Origin of the sequence: Amorphus coralli DSM 19760, from assembly GCF_000374525.1 — a bacterium.
GTDB lineage: Bacteria > Pseudomonadota > Alphaproteobacteria > Rhizobiales > Amorphaceae > Amorphus > Amorphus coralli.
In genome coordinates, this window is the sequence record NZ_KB894571.1 from 730786 (window position 1) to 749022 (window position 18237).

General features: G+C 68.4%; 17 protein-coding genes. 6 read left to right on the forward strand and 11 right to left on the reverse strand.

Annotation, left to right across the window (positions count from 1 at the left end):
* Nucleotides 1-69 precede the first annotated feature (69 nt).
* Nucleotides 70-1839 (forward strand): SLC13 family permease, encoded by a 1770-nt coding sequence (locus C507_RS0107565; RefSeq protein WP_018699072.1) that lies wholly within the window; start codon nucleotides 70-72, stop codon nucleotides 1837-1839.
* A 37-nt stretch (nucleotides 1840-1876) separates the two neighbouring features.
* Here C507_RS0107565 and C507_RS0107570 read toward each other — a convergent pair whose 3' ends face one another.
* From C507_RS0107570 to gloB, 3 genes are all read right to left on the reverse strand, one after another.
* The gene (locus tag C507_RS0107570; RefSeq protein WP_026318927.1) at nucleotides 1877-2845 is read right to left on the reverse strand and encodes a calcium/sodium antiporter; all 969 of its coding nucleotides are present in this window, start codon (nucleotides 2843-2845) and stop codon (nucleotides 1877-1879) included.
* 179 nt (nucleotides 2846-3024) lie between these two features.
* Complete coding sequence (locus C507_RS0107575) at nucleotides 3025-3462, reverse strand: cupin domain-containing protein (RefSeq protein ID WP_018699074.1); 438 nt, start codon at nucleotides 3460-3462, stop codon at nucleotides 3025-3027.
* Between the two features lie 34 nt (nucleotides 3463-3496).
* Entirely contained in the window at nucleotides 3497-4270 is a 774-nt protein-coding gene (gene gloB, locus C507_RS0107580) for a hydroxyacylglutathione hydrolase (RefSeq protein WP_018699075.1), read from the reverse strand.
* Nucleotides 4271-4370: 100 nt separating this feature from the next.
* Here gloB and C507_RS0107585 point away from each other — a divergent pair, with 100 nt between their 5' ends.
* Nucleotides 4371-5183, forward strand: a complete 813-nt coding sequence (locus C507_RS0107585; RefSeq protein ID WP_018699076.1) for a class I SAM-dependent methyltransferase — start codon at nucleotides 4371-4373, stop codon at nucleotides 5181-5183.
* Here the strand turns inward: C507_RS0107585 and metW are convergent.
* Both metW and metX read right to left on the reverse strand, forming a co-directional pair.
* The gene (gene metW / locus C507_RS0107590) at nucleotides 5119-5739 is read right to left on the reverse strand and encodes a methionine biosynthesis protein MetW (protein ID WP_018699077.1); all 621 of its coding nucleotides are present in this window, start codon (nucleotides 5737-5739) and stop codon (nucleotides 5119-5121) included. The genes C507_RS0107585 and metW overlap by 65 nt on opposite strands.
* Nucleotides 5736-6941: a homoserine O-acetyltransferase MetX gene (gene metX, locus C507_RS0107595; protein ID WP_018699078.1), complete on the reverse strand. Its 1206-nt coding sequence runs from the start codon at nucleotides 6939-6941 to the stop codon at nucleotides 5736-5738. The genes metW and metX overlap by 4 nt, the downstream gene beginning before the upstream one ends.
* 201 nt (nucleotides 6942-7142) lie before the next feature.
* Between metX and C507_RS22315 the strand changes: the two genes are divergently transcribed.
* From C507_RS22315 to C507_RS0107610, 3 genes are read left to right on the forward strand one after another with little or no spacing between them, the layout of a single operon-like run.
* The gene (locus C507_RS22315) at nucleotides 7143-7961 is read left to right on the forward strand and encodes a chorismate mutase (RefSeq protein WP_018699079.1); all 819 of its coding nucleotides are present in this window, start codon (nucleotides 7143-7145) and stop codon (nucleotides 7959-7961) included.
* Nucleotides 7958-9091 (forward strand): histidinol-phosphate transaminase, encoded by a 1134-nt coding sequence (gene hisC, locus C507_RS0107605; RefSeq protein WP_018699080.1) that lies wholly within the window; start codon nucleotides 7958-7960, stop codon nucleotides 9089-9091. The genes C507_RS22315 and hisC overlap by 4 nt, the downstream gene beginning before the upstream one ends.
* Complete coding sequence (locus C507_RS0107610; RefSeq protein WP_018699081.1) at nucleotides 9084-10007, forward strand: prephenate/arogenate dehydrogenase family protein; 924 nt, start codon at nucleotides 9084-9086, stop codon at nucleotides 10005-10007. Before hisC ends, C507_RS0107610 begins: the two co-directional genes overlap by 8 nt.
* A gap of 69 nt (nucleotides 10008-10076) precedes the next feature.
* On the opposite strand, the gene C507_RS0107615 is transcribed toward C507_RS0107610, so the two are convergent.
* The gene (locus tag C507_RS0107615; RefSeq protein ID WP_018699082.1) at nucleotides 10077-11132 is read right to left on the reverse strand and encodes a DUF2125 domain-containing protein; all 1056 of its coding nucleotides are present in this window, start codon (nucleotides 11130-11132) and stop codon (nucleotides 10077-10079) included.
* A gap of 308 nt (nucleotides 11133-11440) precedes the next feature.
* Here C507_RS0107615 and C507_RS0107620 point away from each other — a divergent pair, with 308 nt between their 5' ends.
* Nucleotides 11441-11974 (forward strand): gamma-glutamylcyclotransferase, encoded by a 534-nt coding sequence (locus tag C507_RS0107620; protein WP_018699083.1) that lies wholly within the window; start codon nucleotides 11441-11443, stop codon nucleotides 11972-11974.
* Nucleotides 11975-11983: 9 nt separating this feature from the next.
* On the opposite strand, the gene C507_RS0107625 is transcribed toward C507_RS0107620, so the two are convergent.
* The 5 genes from C507_RS0107625 to C507_RS0107645 all read right to left on the reverse strand — a co-directional run bounded on the left by C507_RS0107625 (nucleotide 11984) and on the right by C507_RS0107645 (nucleotide 18143).
* The gene (locus C507_RS0107625) at nucleotides 11984-12745 is read right to left on the reverse strand and encodes a lysophospholipid acyltransferase family protein (protein WP_018699084.1); all 762 of its coding nucleotides are present in this window, start codon (nucleotides 12743-12745) and stop codon (nucleotides 11984-11986) included.
* Nucleotides 12746-12881: 136 nt separating this feature from the next.
* Nucleotides 12882-13598: a YdcF family protein gene (locus C507_RS0107630; RefSeq protein WP_018699085.1), complete on the reverse strand. Its 717-nt coding sequence runs from the start codon at nucleotides 13596-13598 to the stop codon at nucleotides 12882-12884.
* A gap of 77 nt (nucleotides 13599-13675) precedes the next feature.
* Nucleotides 13676-14683, reverse strand: a complete 1008-nt coding sequence (locus C507_RS0107635; RefSeq protein WP_018699086.1) for a cell division protein FtsX — start codon at nucleotides 14681-14683, stop codon at nucleotides 13676-13678.
* 4 nt (nucleotides 14684-14687) lie between these two features.
* Entirely contained in the window at nucleotides 14688-15347 is a 660-nt protein-coding gene (ftsE, locus tag C507_RS0107640) for a cell division ATP-binding protein FtsE (protein WP_018699087.1), read from the reverse strand.
* Nucleotides 15348-15563: 216 nt separating this feature from the next.
* Nucleotides 15564-18143, reverse strand: coding sequence for a TIGR02302 family protein (locus C507_RS0107645; protein WP_018699088.1), 2580 nt, complete (start codon nucleotides 18141-18143; stop codon nucleotides 15564-15566).
* Nucleotides 18144-18237: the final 94 nt, after the last annotated feature.

The following is an 18237-nucleotide window of genomic DNA, read 5'->3' on the forward strand; positions in this document are numbered from 1 at the left end:
CGTCCGGCGCTCTGATCCCAAGACGGTCCGACCGCGACCCGATCCATCCCGAGGGGGCCGCCGAAGCCGATGACCTACCAGCAGATTGCGCTCTTCGGCCTGTTCGCCGTCGTCTTCGCCTTCCTGATCTGGGGCAGATTCCGCTACGATCTGGTGGCCTTCGCGGCGCTGATCATCGGCGTCATCATCGGCGCCGTTCCCAACGATCTCGCGTTTACCGGCTTCGGACATCCCGCGACCCTGATCGTGGCGCTGGTGCTGGTGGTTTCCCGCGGGCTCGTCAACGCGGGCGCCATCGGCGTTCTGGCCCGCGCGGTCCGCAGGACCGGCGAGAGCATCCCCCGGCATGTCGTTACCATCGGCGGCATCGGCGCCGCGCTGTCCGCCTTCATCAACAACGTCGCAGCGCTCGCTCTCCTCATGCCGGTCGACATCGAGGCGGCGAAACGCGCCGGACGCCCGGTGGGCGCCACGCTGATGGCACTCTCCTTCGCCACCATCCTCGGCGGGCTCGTCACCATGATCGGCACGCCGCCGAACATCATCGTGGCGCAGTATCGCGGCCAGGTGGAGGGCGCCCCCTTCTCAATGTTCGACTTCGCCCCGGTGGGGCTGGCCTGCGCCCTGGCCGGGCTGGCCTTCATCGCGACGATCGGCTGGCGGCTGGTTCCGCAGCGCGAGGGAGCGCTTCCCGACGCCCTCGCCGCAGTGAAGGACTACGTGGCCGAGCTGGAGGTCCCGGAAGGCTCCAAGTCGATCGGACGCCGGGTGCAGGACCTGCGCTCCAAGACCCGCGAAATGGATGTCGAGATTCTCGGCCTCGTGCGCGGCGGCAAGCACCTGCCCGGACGGGCGCTGGCGGCCGAACTGCGGGAGGGCGATCTCATCCTGGTGGAAGGCGCCCCCTCCGCCCTCGACCGGGTGCGCAGCGAGTACGAGTTGTCGGTGGTCGGCTCAAGCCAGATCGAAGAACTTGGCGGCAGCGACATGACACTCACCGAGGCCGTCGTCACCCGCGAGAGCCGGATCGACGGGCGCTCGGTGAAGCAGATCGGGCTCTTGCGCCATCATGGCGTCAGCCTGCTGGGCGTTTCCCGGCAGGGCAAGCGCATCAATGGACGCGTTCCGGGCCTGACACTGCGCGCCGGCGACATCCTGCTTCTCTACGGACCGGCGGAGCGCATGGACGACGTCATCGCCTGGCTGGGCGCCCTGCCGCTGGCCGCCCGGGGCCTGAACGTGACGCAGGGCCACCGGGCCTGGCTCGCCGCGGGCCTGTTCGCCGTGGCGGTCGGCGCCGCGAGCGTCGGTATCATCGACCTTGCCATCGCGCTGGCCGCCGTGGCCGCGCTCTACGTGGCGCTCGACATCGTGCCGATCCGCGAGGTCTACGATCACATCGAATGGCCCGTGGTGGTCCTGCTGGGTTCCATGATCCCGCTCGGGGCGGCACTGGAGGAGGCCGGCGGGACGGCGCTCATCGCGGACTGGATCGTCGCCGGCACGGCGGGGCTACCGGCCGCGGTGATCCTTACCGTCGTCATGCTGGTGACGATGACGCTCTCCGACGTGCTCAACAACACGGCGACGGCGGTGGTCGCCGCGCCGACCGGCTACGAGATCGCCGCCCAGCTCGGCGTGTCTCCCGATCCCTTTCTGATGGCGGTGGCCGTGGCCGCGTCCTGCGCCTTCCTCACGCCCATCGGACACAAGAACAACACGCTCGTGCTGGGCCCCGGCGGCTACTCGTTCGGCGACTACTGGCGCATGGGGCTGCCGCTGGAGATCCTCATCATCGCCGTCGGCGTGCCGATGATCCTCCTCGTCTGGCCGCTGTAGCCCGGACCGGCCAACCGGCAGGCAGGAGGCCGCCGCGTCAGGCCACGCCGCGATAGAGCATCCCGATATAGACCACGTAGGCGCCGAGGAGCAGGAAGCCCTCCGTCCGGGACAGGCGGCCGCGGCTGCGCGCCATCAGCACCATAGCGACGGACACTGCCACCATGATCGGAAAGTCCACCCGCAACATGTCCTGGGAGACGGGGATCGGGTGAACCAGGGCGGTGATGCCGCCGATGCCGAGCACGTTGTAGACGTTGGAGCCGAGCACATTGCCGAGCGCGATCTCGGAGTGCTTGCGGAAGGCGGCGATCATCGAGGTCGCAAGCTCCGGCAGCGAGGTGCCGAGCGCCACCAGAGACAGGCCGATCACGTCCTCCGAGATATCGAACATGCGGGCCAGCTCGACGGATCCGTCGACCAGGAAGTTGGCGCCGCCGATGACCAGACCGATGCCGACCACCACGAGGCCGATATCGCGCAGCGAACGGCCGCCATTCTGGGTTGCCTCGTCTTCGTCGCCGATGGCCATGGCCCCGCCGGCGTCGACGTGCTCGCACGCACCGGCGCGTTCGCTGCGATAAAGCCAGGCGAGATAGACCACCAGGCCCGTCACGAAGAGGCCGCCCATCCATCGCTCGAGTTCGCCGGTCATGGCGAAGAGCGTGAAGAGAATGGCGGTGCCAATCACCAGGCCGCCATCGCGCACCACCGCCGCCCGCGAACAGACGAACGGCCGGATCGCCGCCGCGACACCGAGGATCAGCAGAATGTTCGCGATGTTGGAGCCGACGATGTTGCCGATGGCAATGCCCGGCGCGCCGCGCCACGCCGCCTCCAGACAGGTCACGAGCTCTGGCACCGAGGTTCCGAAACCAACGATCGTAACGCCCACGACCAGGGGCGACATGCCGAGTTTGACGGCCAGTCGCGAGGCTCCCCTGACCAGGAGTTCGCCGCCGGCGAGAAGGCCGACAACGCCGATCGCGATTTCAAGGAAAAGCATGCAGATCCGGAACGGTTTGAGGCAGGCGGTGAAGGCGCACAAAAAGCGCCCCGGGACCGCGAAGGTTCCAGGGAGCTGTCTCGCGAGCCGGCGAACGCTCTCTTAAATTGGATCGCCGGGCCCGATATGAAAGGTGCGAACGCATGCTTTTCCGGCGCACGACCCGGGCCGGGCCGCAATCAGCCGCGCGGGACCGGCTTCCAGTCCGGCGGCGCCATTTCGAAGCTCTCGAAGAGAAAGCCCGGCGCGACGGTGCAGCCGATGAGCGTCCAGTGTCCAAGCGATTCCGCCGTCTGCCAGGCGTGCGGCGGCACCACCACCTGGGGCCGCTCACCCGCTGCCAGATTCTGGCCGAGCCGGTGGCTGGCGGCATCGTGGCCATTCTCGGAGATGGTGAGCGCCAGCGGCGCACCCGCGTACCAGTGCCAGACCTCTGTTGCATCCACCCGGTGCCAGGCGGACAGGTCGCCCGCCGCCAGCAGATAATAGATGGCCGTAGAGTGCGCCCGTCCCTCGTGGCCGTTTGGGTCGCGGTAGGTCTCGCAGAAGAAGCCGCCTTCCGGGTGCGGTTTCATGTCGAGCATGCGGACGATCTCGTCCGCCGTCAGGTCTGGCATCTTGTTCCCCTTTGCATACGCGCCTGCAGGCCCCTCAGAACGTGTCGCGGCGCGCACGCAGTTCCTTGAACACCGCTTCCGGCGGCTCGCCGTCCAGGCCAATCTGCGCGGCAAGCGCCGGATCGTCGGCACGCAGGAACGGGTTGGTGGCTTTTTCCTCCGCCATGGTCGACGGCACCGTCGGCTCTCCGCGCGAGCGCGCCGCCTCGACCGCGGAGCGGCGATCGGCGAGCACCCGGTTGTCGGGATCGACGCTGGTGGCGAACTCGGCGTTCTTCTGGGTGTATTCGTGGCCGCAGTAGATGCGCGTGTCGTCCGGCAGCACCTGGCGCAGGGTTGCGAGCGAGGCCCACATGGTTGCGGCATCGCCCTCGAAGAGGCGGCCGCAGCCCAGGGCGAACAGCGTATCTCCGGTGAAGGCCACACCGAGGTCGGGGAACCAGTAGGACAGCGGGCCCGAGGTGTGGCCCGGCGTTTCGATGGCGCGCACGCCCCACGCTCCGATGGTGGCGCTGTCGCCATCGCTCAGGAGCTCGTCGAGCCCGTCGATCCGGCTCGCCTCGTTGTGCGGACCGATGACGGTGGCGCCGTCGCGCGCCTTCAGTTCGGCGATGCCCTCGACATGGTCGGGATGGTGGTGGGTGATGAGGATGTGGCTCAGCGACCAGCCGGTCTCGTCCAGAACCGCGGCGATCGGCGCCGCCTCCGGGGCGTCGACGAGCACCGTCGTTCCGCCGTCAGGATCGTGGAGCAGAACGGCGTAGTTGTCCGAACGGCACGGAATGAGGCGAATGTCGGCGTTGGCCATGTCTGTCTCCCGCTATTCGTTGCGAAACTGTCCTATCATCCCGACTTAATGTCAGGGTCGGGAAATTGCGAAGCCCGGTATCCCGAGGAGCAGCATCTCGATGCATCTCGACGCGGTGGAGATCCGAAATTTCTATCTCTCGCCGCGCGGCCGGATCGTACGGCAGATCCTGTCCGCGCAGATCCGCGAGATCTGGCCCGACGTGACCGGACAGCGGCTTGTGGGCCTCGGCCACGCCACGCCGTTCCTGCGTCCGTTCAAAGGTGAGGCGGAGCGGGTGATGGCCTTCATGCCCGCCCAGCACGGCGTGTTCTGCTGGCCGCCGGAAGGCCCCTCCACCACCGCACTGGTCGTCGACGACAGCCTGCCGCTGCCGGACGCGAGCGTCGAACGCGTCCTTGTCGTCCACGCGCTGGAGAACACCACCCAGCCGAAGACGCTCCTGCGGGACGTCTGGCGCGTGCTGCCCCCCGGTGGCCGGGCCCTGGTGGTGGTCGCCAACCGGACCGGTCTGTGGTCGCGCATCGAAACGACACCGTTCGGCGTCGGCCAGCCCTTCAGCCGAAGCCAGATCACCCGGCAGATGGAAGAGCTCTCGTTCGCCACCGGCCGGGTGGAGAACGCCCTGTTCGTTCCGCCCTCCACGACCCGGTCGGTCCTGGGCTCGGCGCGGGGCTGGGAGCGGATGGGCGGACGCTTCTGGCCGAAGCTTGCCGGCGTCGTGCTAATTGAGGCGGAGAAGCGGATGGCCCAGCCCATCGTCTCCGGCCGCAAGCGCCGGGTGCCCGCATTCGTGCCGGGACTTGCTCCCGCCCCCAGCGCCCGCGCATCGCTCCGCGTTTCCGAAACTAGCGGCGCAGGAGAAACACCGCCTGCTCGCCGAACAGGTTCCAGAACCACCACGGCGCGTTGATCGGGATCCGCCCGCCCGTCCCGTTCAGCGCCATCGCCTCGATGACCGTCGCGTCCAGCTCCTCGCACAGGGTCACGAAGTCCCGGATCGTGCAGAAGTGGATGTTCGGCGTGGCGTACCACGGCTCCGGCAGGTGCGGCGTGATCGGCATTCGACCCTCCAGCAGGAGCTGGCGGCGCATCCGCCAGTGGCCGAAATTCGGGAAGGAGATGATCGCCCGGGAGCCGATCCGCAGAAGATTCTGCAGCACGGTCTTCGGATCATGGGTCGCCTGCAGCGTCTGGCTGAGGATCACGTAGTCGAAGGAATCGTCGAGATAGCCGGACAGATCGGCATCGGCGTCCCCCTGGATCACCGACAGGCCCCGCGCCACGCACTCGTTCACCCCCGTCTGGGACAGCTCGATGCCGCGCGCATCGACGCCCTTTCGGGTGGACAGGAGTTCCATCAGCCCGCCGTCGCCACAGCCGACATCGAGGACCCGCGAGCCGGGTTCCACCAGGTCGGCGACGACATCGAGGTCGAAGCGGCCGCGCTTCAGCGCCACGTCGTTCATGCCGGAACCGGGGCGGGCGGATCGATGCCCCGCACGGAGGCGGCACCGGTGAGGAAGCCGCGGGTCACCCGGAACAGCTCGGGCTCGTCCAGCAGGAAGGAATCGTGGCCGCGGTCGCTCTCGATCTCCACGAAGGAGACGTTGGCGCCGGCGGCGTTCAGCGCGTGCACGACAGCCCGGCTTTCCTTGGTCGGGAACAGCCAGTCGCTGGTGAAGGAGATCACGCAGAACCGGGTCGGCGAGCGGCGGAAGGCATTGGCCAGCAGACCGCCGTGATCGGCCGCCATGTCGAAATAATCCATCGCCCGGGTGACGTAGAGATAGGAGTTGGCGTCGAACCGGTCGACGAAGGTCGATCCCTGGTGACGCAGGTAGCTCTCGATCTGGAAGTCCGCGTCGAAGCCATAGGTGATGGCCTCGCGATCCTGCAGGTTGCGGCCGAACTTGGAGTGCAGCGCCGGCTCGGAGACGTAGGTGATGTGCGCGGCCATCCGCGCCACCGACAGCCCCTTCTTGGGGATCGCCCCACCCTCCAGATAGCGCCCCCCCTGCCAGGCCGGATCGGCCATGATCGCTTGGCGACCCACTTCATGGAAGGCGATGTTCTGCGAGGAATGCCGTGCGCCGGCGGCGATCGGCAACGCCGCAAACACCCGGTCGGGATAGCTCGCCGCCCACTCCAGCACCTGCATGCCACCCATGGACCCGCCGACGACGGCGAACAGCATGTCGATGCCGAGCCGGTCGATCAGCATGGCCTGGGCGCGCACCATGTCGGCGATCGTCACGAGCGGCAGCCTCAGCCCATAGCGCTTGCCGGTGTCGGGATCGACCGATGCCGGGCCGGTCGTGCCCGCGCAGCCGCCGATGACGTTGGCGCAGATGACGAAGAAGCGATCGGTGTCGATGGGCCGGCCGGGCCCGACCATCATGCTCCACCAGCCGCGCTTGCCGGTGATGGGATGGGTCGACGCCGCATACTGGTCGCCGGTCAGAGCATGGCAGACGAGGACAGCGTTCGAGCGATCCGCGTTCAGCGTTCCGTGGGTCGTATAGGCGATCTGCCAAGGGGCAAGCGCACTGCCGGCGTCGAGGGCAAGCGGCTGGTCCGGCCCGAAATACTCGACCGGGCTGGATGGCGAATCGACCTCTCGGAGCCGGGCGGATGCCACGGCGTCGTCGTGGTCTGGAAGATGGGTCATTCCGGTTCCCGACAGGTGGTTCGGTACCGCGGAGGGCGCGGGTAGCTAGGAAATGGCCTCCCCGGGTGTCAATGTTTTCTTTGATTTCGTTCCGCTGCTCTTCTAAGGATGTCGGCTCGCGCGCGGCACCGTCGACGCGCGCCCTTCGTGGTGTTCCTCATGTCACACTCGGCCTCCCGGGGGTCATCGGATCCAGCCCCGGTGACGCTCGACTCGCTCAGGAACCGCATCGACCAGATCGATGCCGAAATGCACGCCCTTCTCATGGAACGGGCGCGGACCGTCTCGGACATCGTCGCGGCGAAGGGGCCATCCCCCTCGGCGATCGTGATCCAGCCGGCGCGTGAAGGCGCCGTGCTGACGCGCAGGCTCGACGCCCACGAGGGCCTGCTGCCGCCGACAATCGTCACCCATGTCTGGCGCTCGGTGATTTCCGCCTTCTGCGATCTCCAGCGCCCCTTCCGCGTCCATGTCGCGGGCCTCTCCGGCGCCTCCGGAGCGATGCGCGACCTCGCCCGCTTCTGGTTCGGGTTTGCCCCGGCTCTCGTCGATGCCGCCGACGGCGCCGCTGCCCTAAAGGGGCTGGCTGACCACGGCGGCGACCTTGCCCTGGTTTCGCTGTCACAGCCGGGCGCATGGTGGCAGGCGCTGTCGTCCGACGGCGCCCACGTGGTGGCCCGGTTCGCGGCACCCGAGGGTGAAGCGCACGACGTGCTGCTGATCGCGGGCGCCAAGGTCGGCCCGGCAGGCGGCGCCGTGACCGTCTACTCGCTGACCGTGCAGGGCAACGCCACGCTTCCGATCCTGGACGGCGTGGAAGGCCTGGCCAGCGCCATCGATGGCGGGACCACCCACGCCCTGATCGCCTCGGCTGCGCCTCCCGAGGCCCTCATCCAATCCCTGCAGGCGGCTGGCCTCATCGGCTCGCCGTCGCTCGACCCGGTCGGTCAGTACGATCCGGCGCTGGTCGGGACCGCCGCATTCGTCAGTCAGACGACCCAGAAGGAGCCCACGTCATGAGTGAGGGCACACTCGCTTCCCGTCCCGTCCCCCGTCCCGGCGTGATGGCGATCCACGCCTACGTGCCCGGCAAGTCGAAGGGCGCGCAGGTCCGCGAGTATCACAAGCTCTCCTCCAACGAGACGCCCCTCGGCGCCAGCCCGAAGGCGATCGAAGCCTATTCGGCTGTTGCGTCGTCGCTCGAGCTCTATCCGGACGGTGCGGCGACCGCGCTGCGCGAGGCCCTGGCCGAAACGTTGGGCCTTAATCCGAACCGCATCGTCTGCGGCAACGGCTCCGACGATCTCCTCGGGATGATCGCCCACGCCTATATCGGCCCCGGCGACGAGGCGATCTTCACCGAGCACGGGTTCCTGGTCTACCGGATCGTGACCCTCGCCTCCGGCGGCGTGCCGGTGGTGGTGCCCGAGACCGACAAGACCGCCGACGTCGACCGCATCCTGGCGGCTGTGACGGAGCGCACCCGGGTGGTCTTCCTGGCCAACCCGAACAACCCGACCGGCACCTACCTGCCGCAGTCGGAGGTCCGGCGCCTGCACGCGGCGCTCCCGCCGCACGTCCTGCTCGTGCTCGACGCGGCCTATGCGGAATATGTCCGCCGCAACGACTACGAGGCCGGCATCGAGCTGGTGGGTGCCAGCGAGAACGTCGTGATGACGCGCACCTTCTCCAAGATCCACGGCCTCGCCGCGCTGCGTGTCGGCTGGCTCTACGCGCCCGACCACATCGTCGATGCCCTGAACCGCATTCGCGGCCCGTTCAACGTCAACGCGCCGGGGCTCGCCGCTGCGGCCGCCGCAATCCGCGACCGGGCCTTCATGGAAGCCGCCGTCGACCACAACGCCACCTGGCTGCCGTGGCTGACGGAGGCATTCACCGCGCTCGGCATCGACGTCACGCCAAGCCAGGGCAACTTCCTGCTCCTGAACTTCCCGGAGCGTCCGGGCGTCAGCGCGGAGGCCGCCGACCGGTACCTGCTCGACGAGGGTATCGTGCTGCGCCGCCTGGAGCCCTACGGCCTGCCCAATGCGCTGCGCATGTCCATCGGCACCGAAGCCGCCAACAAGGCCACCGTTGCCGCGCTGACGGAGTTCATGGCCCGGGCGGCGGGGCAGACGGCAGATGTCTGAGCCGCTCTTCGACCGGATCGCCATCGTCGGCATCGGTCTGCTCGGCTCGTCGATCGCCCGCAAGGTTCGGGCGGATGGTGTCGCGCGCCACATTGCCATTGCCGATCACAGCGAGGCGGCACTTGCCGAAGCCGAAGAACTCGGCCTCGGAGACGGCTACACCACCGACCCGGCGGAAGCCGCGGCCGGCGCGGCGCTGGTGGTGTCCTGCGTGCCGGTTGGCGCTGCCGGATCGATCGCCGATGCCATCGCACCGGCGCTGACGTCCGACACGCTGATCACCGACACCGGCTCGGTGAAGGCCAGCGTCGTGAAGCAGATGCTGCCGCGGCTGCCGCATCCCGAGTGCCTGGTGCCTGCCCATCCCGTCGCCGGCACCGAGAATTCCGGACCGTCGGCTGGCTTCGCGGATCTGTTCGAGAACCGGTGGTGCATCCTCACGCCGACCGAGCAGACGGACCTGCGCGCCCTCGACCAGGTGGCGGAGTTCTGGCGCCTGCTCGGCTCCGACGTGGAAACGATGACGGCCGAGCACCATGACCTGGTGCTCGCCATCACCAGCCACCTGCCGCACCTGATCGCCTACAACATCGTCGGCACGGCGGACGATCTGGAAGAGGTCACCCAGTCGGAGGTGATCAAGTTCTCCGCCGGCGGCTTCCGCGACTTCACCCGCCTGGCGGCATCGGACCCGACCATGTGGCGCGACGTGTTCCTGCACAATCGCGAGGCGGTGCTGGAGGCGCTCGGACGCTTCTCGGAGGACCTCGCTGCGCTGCAGCGGGCCATCCGCTGGGGCGAGGGCGACATGCTCCATTCCACCTTCAGCCGCACCCGGGCCATTCGCCGCGGCATCATCGACGCCGGCCAGGAAACCGACGCACCGGATTTCGGGCGCCGCGTCTCGAAGGGCTAGAGCTCTTCTGGGCGAGCCGACAACCGGTTCGCCATCCGGAACCGCGTCTTTAAAGCCGGCCGGCGCCGCTCACGGCATCCCAAGGCCCGGTCCAAGCGGGATCGGCGGAATGCGTCCGATCGGGAACAGGCCGGCCGACACGCGACCCGACGAGATGGACAGCGGGAAGGCGCGGGCCGGCTCGCCGTCGAGCTGGGTCTTCCTGCCGAAGTTCAGCACCGACTGCACGATGCCCCGTAGTGCGTCCGCCTGGTCCGGCGGCAGGAAGACATCGAGATAGGGCAGCCCGTCCTCCCCTGTCGTCACCGCCAGGTCGACGGCACCGTCGAGTGCTCCGTCGGGGCGCACGGTGAGGTCGCCCGCCGCCGACAGCTTCGTGCCGCCAGCTGCCAGCGACAGCTGGGTAAGGTCGATCGGAAGCCCCGCGACGGCGGCCTGTCCCAGCATCGGAACGCCCTGCAGCGCGGCCACCAGCAGCGGCGCGTTGCGCACGACGGCAACCGTGCGGAAGTCCACCGCCGGCTGGCCGGGAACTGCTTCCGCCCCGTCGAGCCTGAGTGCCACGTCGACCGCATCGCCGGTCTTCGGATCGGTCCGCAGGTGCATCTCCGCCAGCGTCGCCGTCACTGGCGGCAGGCCCTCCGGCGCCACGGCTGGGTTGTCGATGGACAGCGAGAAGCGCTCGAGCCCGGCCCCGGAATAGGCCACGCTCGCCCGGGCGCGCTCCCATTCCACCTGCGTCTCGGGGAAATCGGTGTTGCTGATGACGGCGGGCGAGCCGAAGCCGGCAATGACGTGCCGGGGATTGTAGATCAGCGCGACGGCCGAAAGGCCGGACAGGGTCACCTTGGCGTCCGGCAGCGTCAGGCTGGTGCCCTCAGCGCAATGCAGTTCGATGCGGAAGGGAAAGCCCTCGATGCGGCGGTTGACGCAGTCCAGCGCCACTCCGTCGGCGACCGCATCGTCCACCACCTTGTCGAAGGTTCGCTCCGCATAGGCGGCCGCGATGAACCAGAAGACCGACCAGGCCATCACCACCGCCACCACGGCAATGCCGAGCAGCAGGAAGCGCCGCCTTGTGCGCGGCGGTGCGGTTTTCGCGGCTGTCTGGTCGTCTTTCGCCACAAGCAGACTCCTTTGCGAACGCGCCACGGCCCGGCGGAGGATGGCCGGACGCGGGATGGAAATCGATAGCAGAGCCACAAGGCGCCGACGGGACGACACAGTGGCGCAGCCCCGCCCCCATGTCAGCAGGCTCGGTCCCGCGGGCGTCTAGACGGCGTTGAGCGCCCTTTTGCCGCGGCGCGCCGGAACCGGAGACAGCCCCGACCGCCAACGTCCATGCCCCGATTGACGGTTCCCTTTCAACGCAATGGTGATAGGCAGGCACCCGTCAGACCAGACCCTTTCACGGAGCCGATCGGCTGATCGCGATGAACGACGACTTGTGGGTATTCGGGTACGGGTCGCTCATGTGGCGGCCGGGATTTCCTTTTACGGAGGCCGCCCATGCGCGCCTGAAGGGGCGGCATCGCCGGCTCTGCGTCTATTCCTGGGTGCACCGCGGCACGCAGGAGCGGCCGGGTCTCGTTCTCGGGCTGGACCGCGGCGGCTCCTGCCTCGGCCGGGTGTTCCGGGTGGCGGCGGAGGACCGCGAGGCGACGATTGCCTATCTGCGGGAGCGCGAGCAGGTTACCGCCGTCTATCTGGAAAAGACGCTGCGGGTCCGCCTGGAGGACGGAAGCGACCGGGAGGTGGATGCGCTGACCTATGTCGTTGACCGGAACCACCAGCAATATGCGGGCCTGCTGCCGCGCGAAACTCTGCTGGAGATCGTCCGGGACGCCGAGGGCCGCTCCGGCCCGAACCCGGACTACATCCACGCAACGGTGGCGCATCTCGATGAGATCGGCATGCGCGATGCCATGCTGCACTGGCTGTCGGAGCAACTGGCGAGCAAAGCCTGATCGCCGTTCTCAGGCCAACGTCTGCCCGGCGCGCTGAACAGGCTCGACTCCGCGCTCGCGGCAGCCTTCGACATAAAGCCGGTCCGACGCCGTCTCGATCTCGTCCACCAGCCGGTTGCGAAACGCCTTCAGCCCCAGTCCCGGCGGGATGGCGGGAAGGAACTCCACCACGATGGTGCCTGGATAGCGCTTGATCGTCCCGCGCGGCCAGAACAGTCCGGAATTGAGCGCCACCGGCACGACCGGCCGCTCCAGCCGGTGATAGAGGTGGGCCGTGCCGTTCTTGTAGGCCGGCTCCGCACCCGGCAGCGTGCGCGTGCCCTCGGGAAAGATGATGACCTGTCGGCCCTCGTCAATGGCGGCCTGCCCCTTCACGCCGATATCGGCGAGTGCCTTGGTGCCGGCGCTGCGGTCGATGCCGATCATCTGGAACTTGCGCGCGTACCAGCCGAAGAGCGGCAGCAGGAACAGCTCCTTCTTCAGGATGTAGGCTGGATCCGGCAGCAGCGGCATCAGCGCGAAGGTCTCCCACGCCGCCTGGTGCTTGGCGGCGATCAGCGCGCCTTCGGTCGGGATGTTCTCACGTCCTCTCACCTCCATCCTTGTCCCGCAGATCACCCTGAGCAGCACCAGATTGATCCGGGCCCACAGCTTCATCGGCCAGATGCCGGCTTTCCGCGGCAGGACGAACAGCGGCAGGAAGACAAGCGTGATCAGCGCGACATTCAGGAAGAACGCGATCTGGAACAGGATCGAACGGGCAAGAACCATCGAGGCTGGGTCCACGGGCGTTGAAAGCCGGTCGACGAAAACCACCGGCGGCGGGAACGGGAACTACCCATGACGGATGCAGGTCGGGAAGGGAAGCCGCAACGGCAATTGCCGCAACACCGAGCCAGCCGGCGCCTCAGAGATCGCGGCGAAGAGAGGCCATCCGCATGAGCTGCCGGGTCGGCTCACTGGCCTCCAGGCTGAGGCGGAGACGGGCCAGGGCGAACTTGGCGTATTCGCGCACCATCACCCGCATGGCCTCACGGTCGCGATACCAGTGATTCAGCTCCAGGTCCTCGTGAACCACCGGGAAAGGGATCAGGGTGCTGTCGGGCAGTTCCCGGCGCAGCTCCGCGAGAGTGCGCGGCATGTGATAGGCGCTGGTGACGACGATCAGGCTGTCGAAGCCGCGCGGCAGGGCCCAGTTCTTCGTCTGCCGGGCATTCTCGATCGTGTCGAGTGCCTCGCGGTCGATGTCGACGCAGCAGTCGAAGATGTCGTGACGGACGGAGATGGCCCGCGCGATCTGGTCTTCGGTGGTGGCCGGGTTCACCCCGGTGATCAGAAGCCGGGTGGCCCTGCCCTCCTCCAGCAGCGCGATGGCGCCGTTGATGCGCTGCGCACCGCCCGTCAACACCACGATCCCGTCGCCGTGGGGATCGAGCGGCTGCTTGGCCGCCGACACCTGATCGGCAAACCAGAGAAAGCCGGCCACGACGAAGGCTCCCAGAACCCCGGCCGTGAAGAGCGCCAGACGCGGCAAGGCGAGCGCACGGGTTCGGCGCGCCGCTTGGGCCCGCTTTCCAGATTGCGCTTCCGCGTGTGTGACGTCGTCCAGCATCCAGTCCGTCATGAACTAGAGATTATCGCCGAATGCGGCCGAGAAAAGGCAATTCTTCCGCGCACATGGCTGTTGTGAACCGGTACGGGTCAGTCGAGACGGGTCAAATGCCGATGGACGGCCACCCGCGAGGTCAACGCGGTGAGGATTGCCACGGCGAATACGATGGCGAGTGCGGCGATATAGCCAGGCAGGCCGATGGTCAGCGGGCCGAGCAATGTCTGGGCCTGCACAACGGTGGCCGAGCTGCGAAAACCGCCCGCGAACACTTCGATCACCACGAAGACCAGAACGGCGGCAACGCCGCCGGACAGGCCGCCGACCAGCCCCTTGAGCAGGAAGTGCTTCTGGAATTCCCGTGCCACGAAACCGTTTTCCGCGCCGACGAAGTGCAGCACCTCGATCACCTGGAGATTGGAGGAGATGGCGGCGCGCGTGGCGAAGACGATGGTCAGGGCCAACGCCAGGAGCATCAGCCCGACGATGCCGAACCCGCCGACGACCACGCTGCGGGCGACCGACGCCAGCTGGCCGGACCAGGTCGAATGGTCGTCGAGGCTCGCGCCCGGCACCTCGGCGGCCAGCGTGGCGCGCAGGGCGTCTACATCGAGCAGTGCCGGATCCCCAAGCGTGACGACGACGAGCCTCGGCACCGGCAGCTCGTCGAGTTCGAGATCGGAACCCAGCCACGGCTCCAGAAGCGCGTTGGTGTCGGCCACCGACAGCGCGCGGGCGTTTTCCACGCCACGCTGGGCCTCGGCGACGCGCACGGCCGCGTCCAGCCGCGCCAGCATGTCCTGCCCGTCCACCGGCCTGATCTGGATGGTGATCTCGCGTGCGATGTCCGACTGCCAGTCGCCGGCGGCGGCCGACACGATGGTCACCGCGCCCACCGTCAGGCAGGACAGGAACGTCATGATCGCCACGACGAAGACCAGCGCCCGGCCGGCCACCGATCGCGACGGCACGATCGGGCTCGGCCCGGAGGAGCTGTCGAAGCCGATCTGACCGGGCTCGTCGCCGCGGCCGCGGGCATCCGCTCCCGCGAACACGTCGTCCTCGTCATCGGCGGGCTTGCGGCGGAAGAAGCGCACCATCGCCCTACTCTGAGATCTCCAGCCGTCCCTCGAACAGGATCAGCCGGCGAGCGTCGACCTGGTCCATCAGGCCGATATCATGGGTGGCGATGACGACGGAGGTGCCGAGCCTGTTGAGCTCCAGGAACAGCCGCAGCAGGCGCCGGGCGAGGGGCGGATCGACGTTGCCGGTGGGCTCGTCGGCAAGCAGCATTTCCGGCTGGGTGATCAGGGCGCGGGCAATGGCGGCGCGTTGCTTCTCGCCGCCGGAGAGCACGGGCGGAAAGGCGTGCATGCGGTGGCCCAGCCCCACCCAGCGCAGGAGTTCGACCACGTCCGTGCGGTAGTCGCTCTCTTCCTTGCCGGCCACGCGCAACGGCAGGGCGACGTTCTCGAAGGTGGTCAGGTGGTCGAGCAGCCGGAAGTCCTGAAACACGACGCCGATGCGCCGCCGCAGCGCCGGCATCTCCGAGGGCGAGATGCGGGTCACGTCCTTGCCGAAGGCGCTCATGAAGCCGCGTGTCGGCTTCAGCGACAGGAACATCAGCCGGATCAGCGAGGTCTTGCCTGCGCCGGACGGCCCGGTGAGGAACTGGAAGGACCGCGGCGGAATGTGAAAGCTGACGTCCTTGAGGACTTCCGGCCCGACCCCGTAGCGCAGTCCGACATTCTCGAAGCGGATCACATCGGCTCCTGGAGCGGTTCCCGGGCAGGCGGTCGACGAAGCGGAAACACGAAAGGCATCCTTCGTCCAGCCCCGGCGTCGGCATGGCGGCACCGGGGCGAATCAGCGCCGGCGCCAGCCTTCCAATCCTGTGGACGCCGGCCCTTCAAATCAAGGTGACAGGCGGCAGGCTGCCCGACGGGCCTGGCGCAGCAGCCGGGCCACCGGCGATGCCTGTCAGTTTCCGGGAAGGAGGCGCTCCAGATAATCGAGCTCGATCATCGGCCGCTGCGGGTCGCTGAGCCGGTTGCGCAGCTCTTCCAGGATCCGGCGGGCGCGCTGAACGTCGATCTCGTCGGGGATCTGGACCCGGCTGGTCATGTCGGAGCCCTGGTTGCGGCGGAACCGGCCGAGGGGGTCGCGCTCCTGGCCCTGCGCCGTCTGGCCAGGCTGATTTCCGCCGGGCTGATTGCCGTCTCCGGCCATCTGCTGGGCCAGCGACTGGGCGCCCTCGCGCAACCGGTCGAGCGCCTCGCCCTGGTCACCGACCGCATCGCCGGGACGGGACTGGCCAAGCTGGTTTTCCGCGCGGCCCATGGCGTCGCCGGCTTCGCCGAGCTGACCGTTGGGCTGCAGGCCTTGGTCCATGAGTTGGTCCATCAGCTCCTGCAGGCTCTGACCAAGCTGTCCCTGGCTTTCCTGCAACTGGCGGAGTTGCTCGGCAAGCTCCTGCGGGCTCATGCCCTGCCCGTCCTGCTGACCGTTCTCGCCGGGCTGGCGCTGGCCGGGCTGACCGCCGTTGCGGCGCTGCCGGTCGAGCCGGTGTGTCTCGTTCATCAGCTCCTGCTGGCGCTGGATCATTTTGCCCAGCTGATCGAGCATCTGCTCCATCTCGCCCATGCCGCCCTGGGGCATCATCTGCTGCTGACCGGCCTGGAGGTTCTCCATCATCCGCTGCATCTCGGAGAGCAGCTGTTCCGCCTGCTCCCGTGCACCGGACTTTGCCAGTTCCTCGATCTGCGACAGCATCTGGTCGAGATCGCGCTGCGACAGCATCTGCGCGTTCGGATCCATCTGCTGGCCCTGCTGCGGGTTGCGCATGGCCTGCTGGGCCAGCTCCCGCATGTAGCGATTCATTGCCTGGCGCAGCTCCTGGGTGAGCCGGGCGATCTCCTCGTCGGACGCGCCGTTCTGGATCGCCTGACGCAGCGCCTCCTGGGCAGCCTTCAGCGCCCGTTCCGCGTCAGACAGCTCGCCGTCCTCGATCATAACCGCGACGTTCCAGAGCGCGTCGAGAACCTCCTTGAGCTCCTCGTCGGCTTCCGCCGCCACCAATTCGCGATAGACGGAATCCACCGCCAGATAGTGACCGTCGGAAACGAAGATCGCCTGCGGGAACAGCATCAGCGAGGAGATGGCATCAATGACGACAGGCTGCGCGTTGGCGTCGTAGGCGAGGATGCGCCGCTGCTCGATCATCGCCCGGGCGACCGGCTGGTAGAAAGTCCGCGCGGGCAGAACGAATCGCTTCGGCTCGCTTCTGGCCTCCTGGCCGATCTCGTCGACGGCCACGAGCGTCGCCTCGACCTCGGCCCCGGCCCAGGGATGGCCGGAAAGATCCTTGGTGGTGCGCGCCGCCCCGGCACCATCGCGGCGCGACGGCAGGGCCAGCGCGAAGCCCAGGGCCTCGATCAGGGGGCGCGGGTCGGCAGTGGACGACACGGCCGACGGCGGCTCGACGAGGCTGAACTCGGCGCGGGCCTCGCCGACACCGTAATCGTCGGCGGTCTCGTAGTGCAGCTCCAGCGCGCCCCGCGCGGTCGCGGTCGGATCGCCGGTGAACCGGATCGTTGGCGGCGTATCGGCAACGACGGCGAAGGGCCAGCTCTCGATGACGGTTCCCTCGCTCTTCACCTCGATGCGCGCGGTTTCCTCCAGGACGACCTTCGCCTCGCGCGGCCCGTCTGGCGCGGCCTCGGAATCGGCGACCTCGCCGACGGGAGCGGTCGCGACCTCGGTGACGGTATCGCCGGACACCATGCCGACGGTGACGTCCGCTGCGCCCTGGACGCGAAGCACCAGTTCGCTGCCCACCGGGACGGAAATCGCCCCGGCCTGGGGGCGTGCGGCGCCGGTCAGGAACAGCGGCGCGCGGCCGGTGTAGGCGGGCGGGGAGACCCAGGCGTCGAGGCGCAGGGTCGGCTCGGTCGTCGCGGCCGGCGGAACCACGAAAGCCGCCTTGATGCGCGACCAGTACTCGCCGCTGCCCGCCGCGATGCCGAGAAAGAGGAGGATACCCACCACCGCCCGCAGCGCGTACGGGTCCCGCCGGTAGAGCCGCGGCGAGGGAAGCTTCGCGGAAACCCGCTCCAGCGCCGCCACCATGCGGGCGCGATGCGCGACCCACAGGGCCTGGGTGCCGGGATCGCCGGTCTCCACCGCCGGACCGTCCTCGAAGGCGGTGAGCGGGCGGTGAGGCACCCCCGACTGGCGTTCGAGCCGGTGCACCGCCTCGCGACGGCTTGGAACCTTCAGGCGAGCAAGCGGGACCAGGGCGGCCAGGAGCCCGGCCCCGAAGACAACCAGCGCCCCGAGCCGCAGCCAGGCAGGCGCCGTCAGCCAGAGACCGAGCCACGACAGCGCGAGGAACAGGGCGATGACCCCGAGCGGCAGCGCCAGCGCCGGCCACAGCTTTTCCCAGAGAAGCGACAGCCGCGCCCGGCGCACCAGCCGGTCGACACGCTCAGCCACCGGGTCCGCTGCGGGCTCGGTCTCGCTCGTCGGGATCGGGTCTTCTGAACCGTAGGGATCGGTCATTCGCACTCCAGGACGCAGGCCGGGAAATGCCGGGTCATGACGCGAGGCTAGCATGCCCCGTGCCATGAGGTCATTTATGGCGCATCAGCCAGAA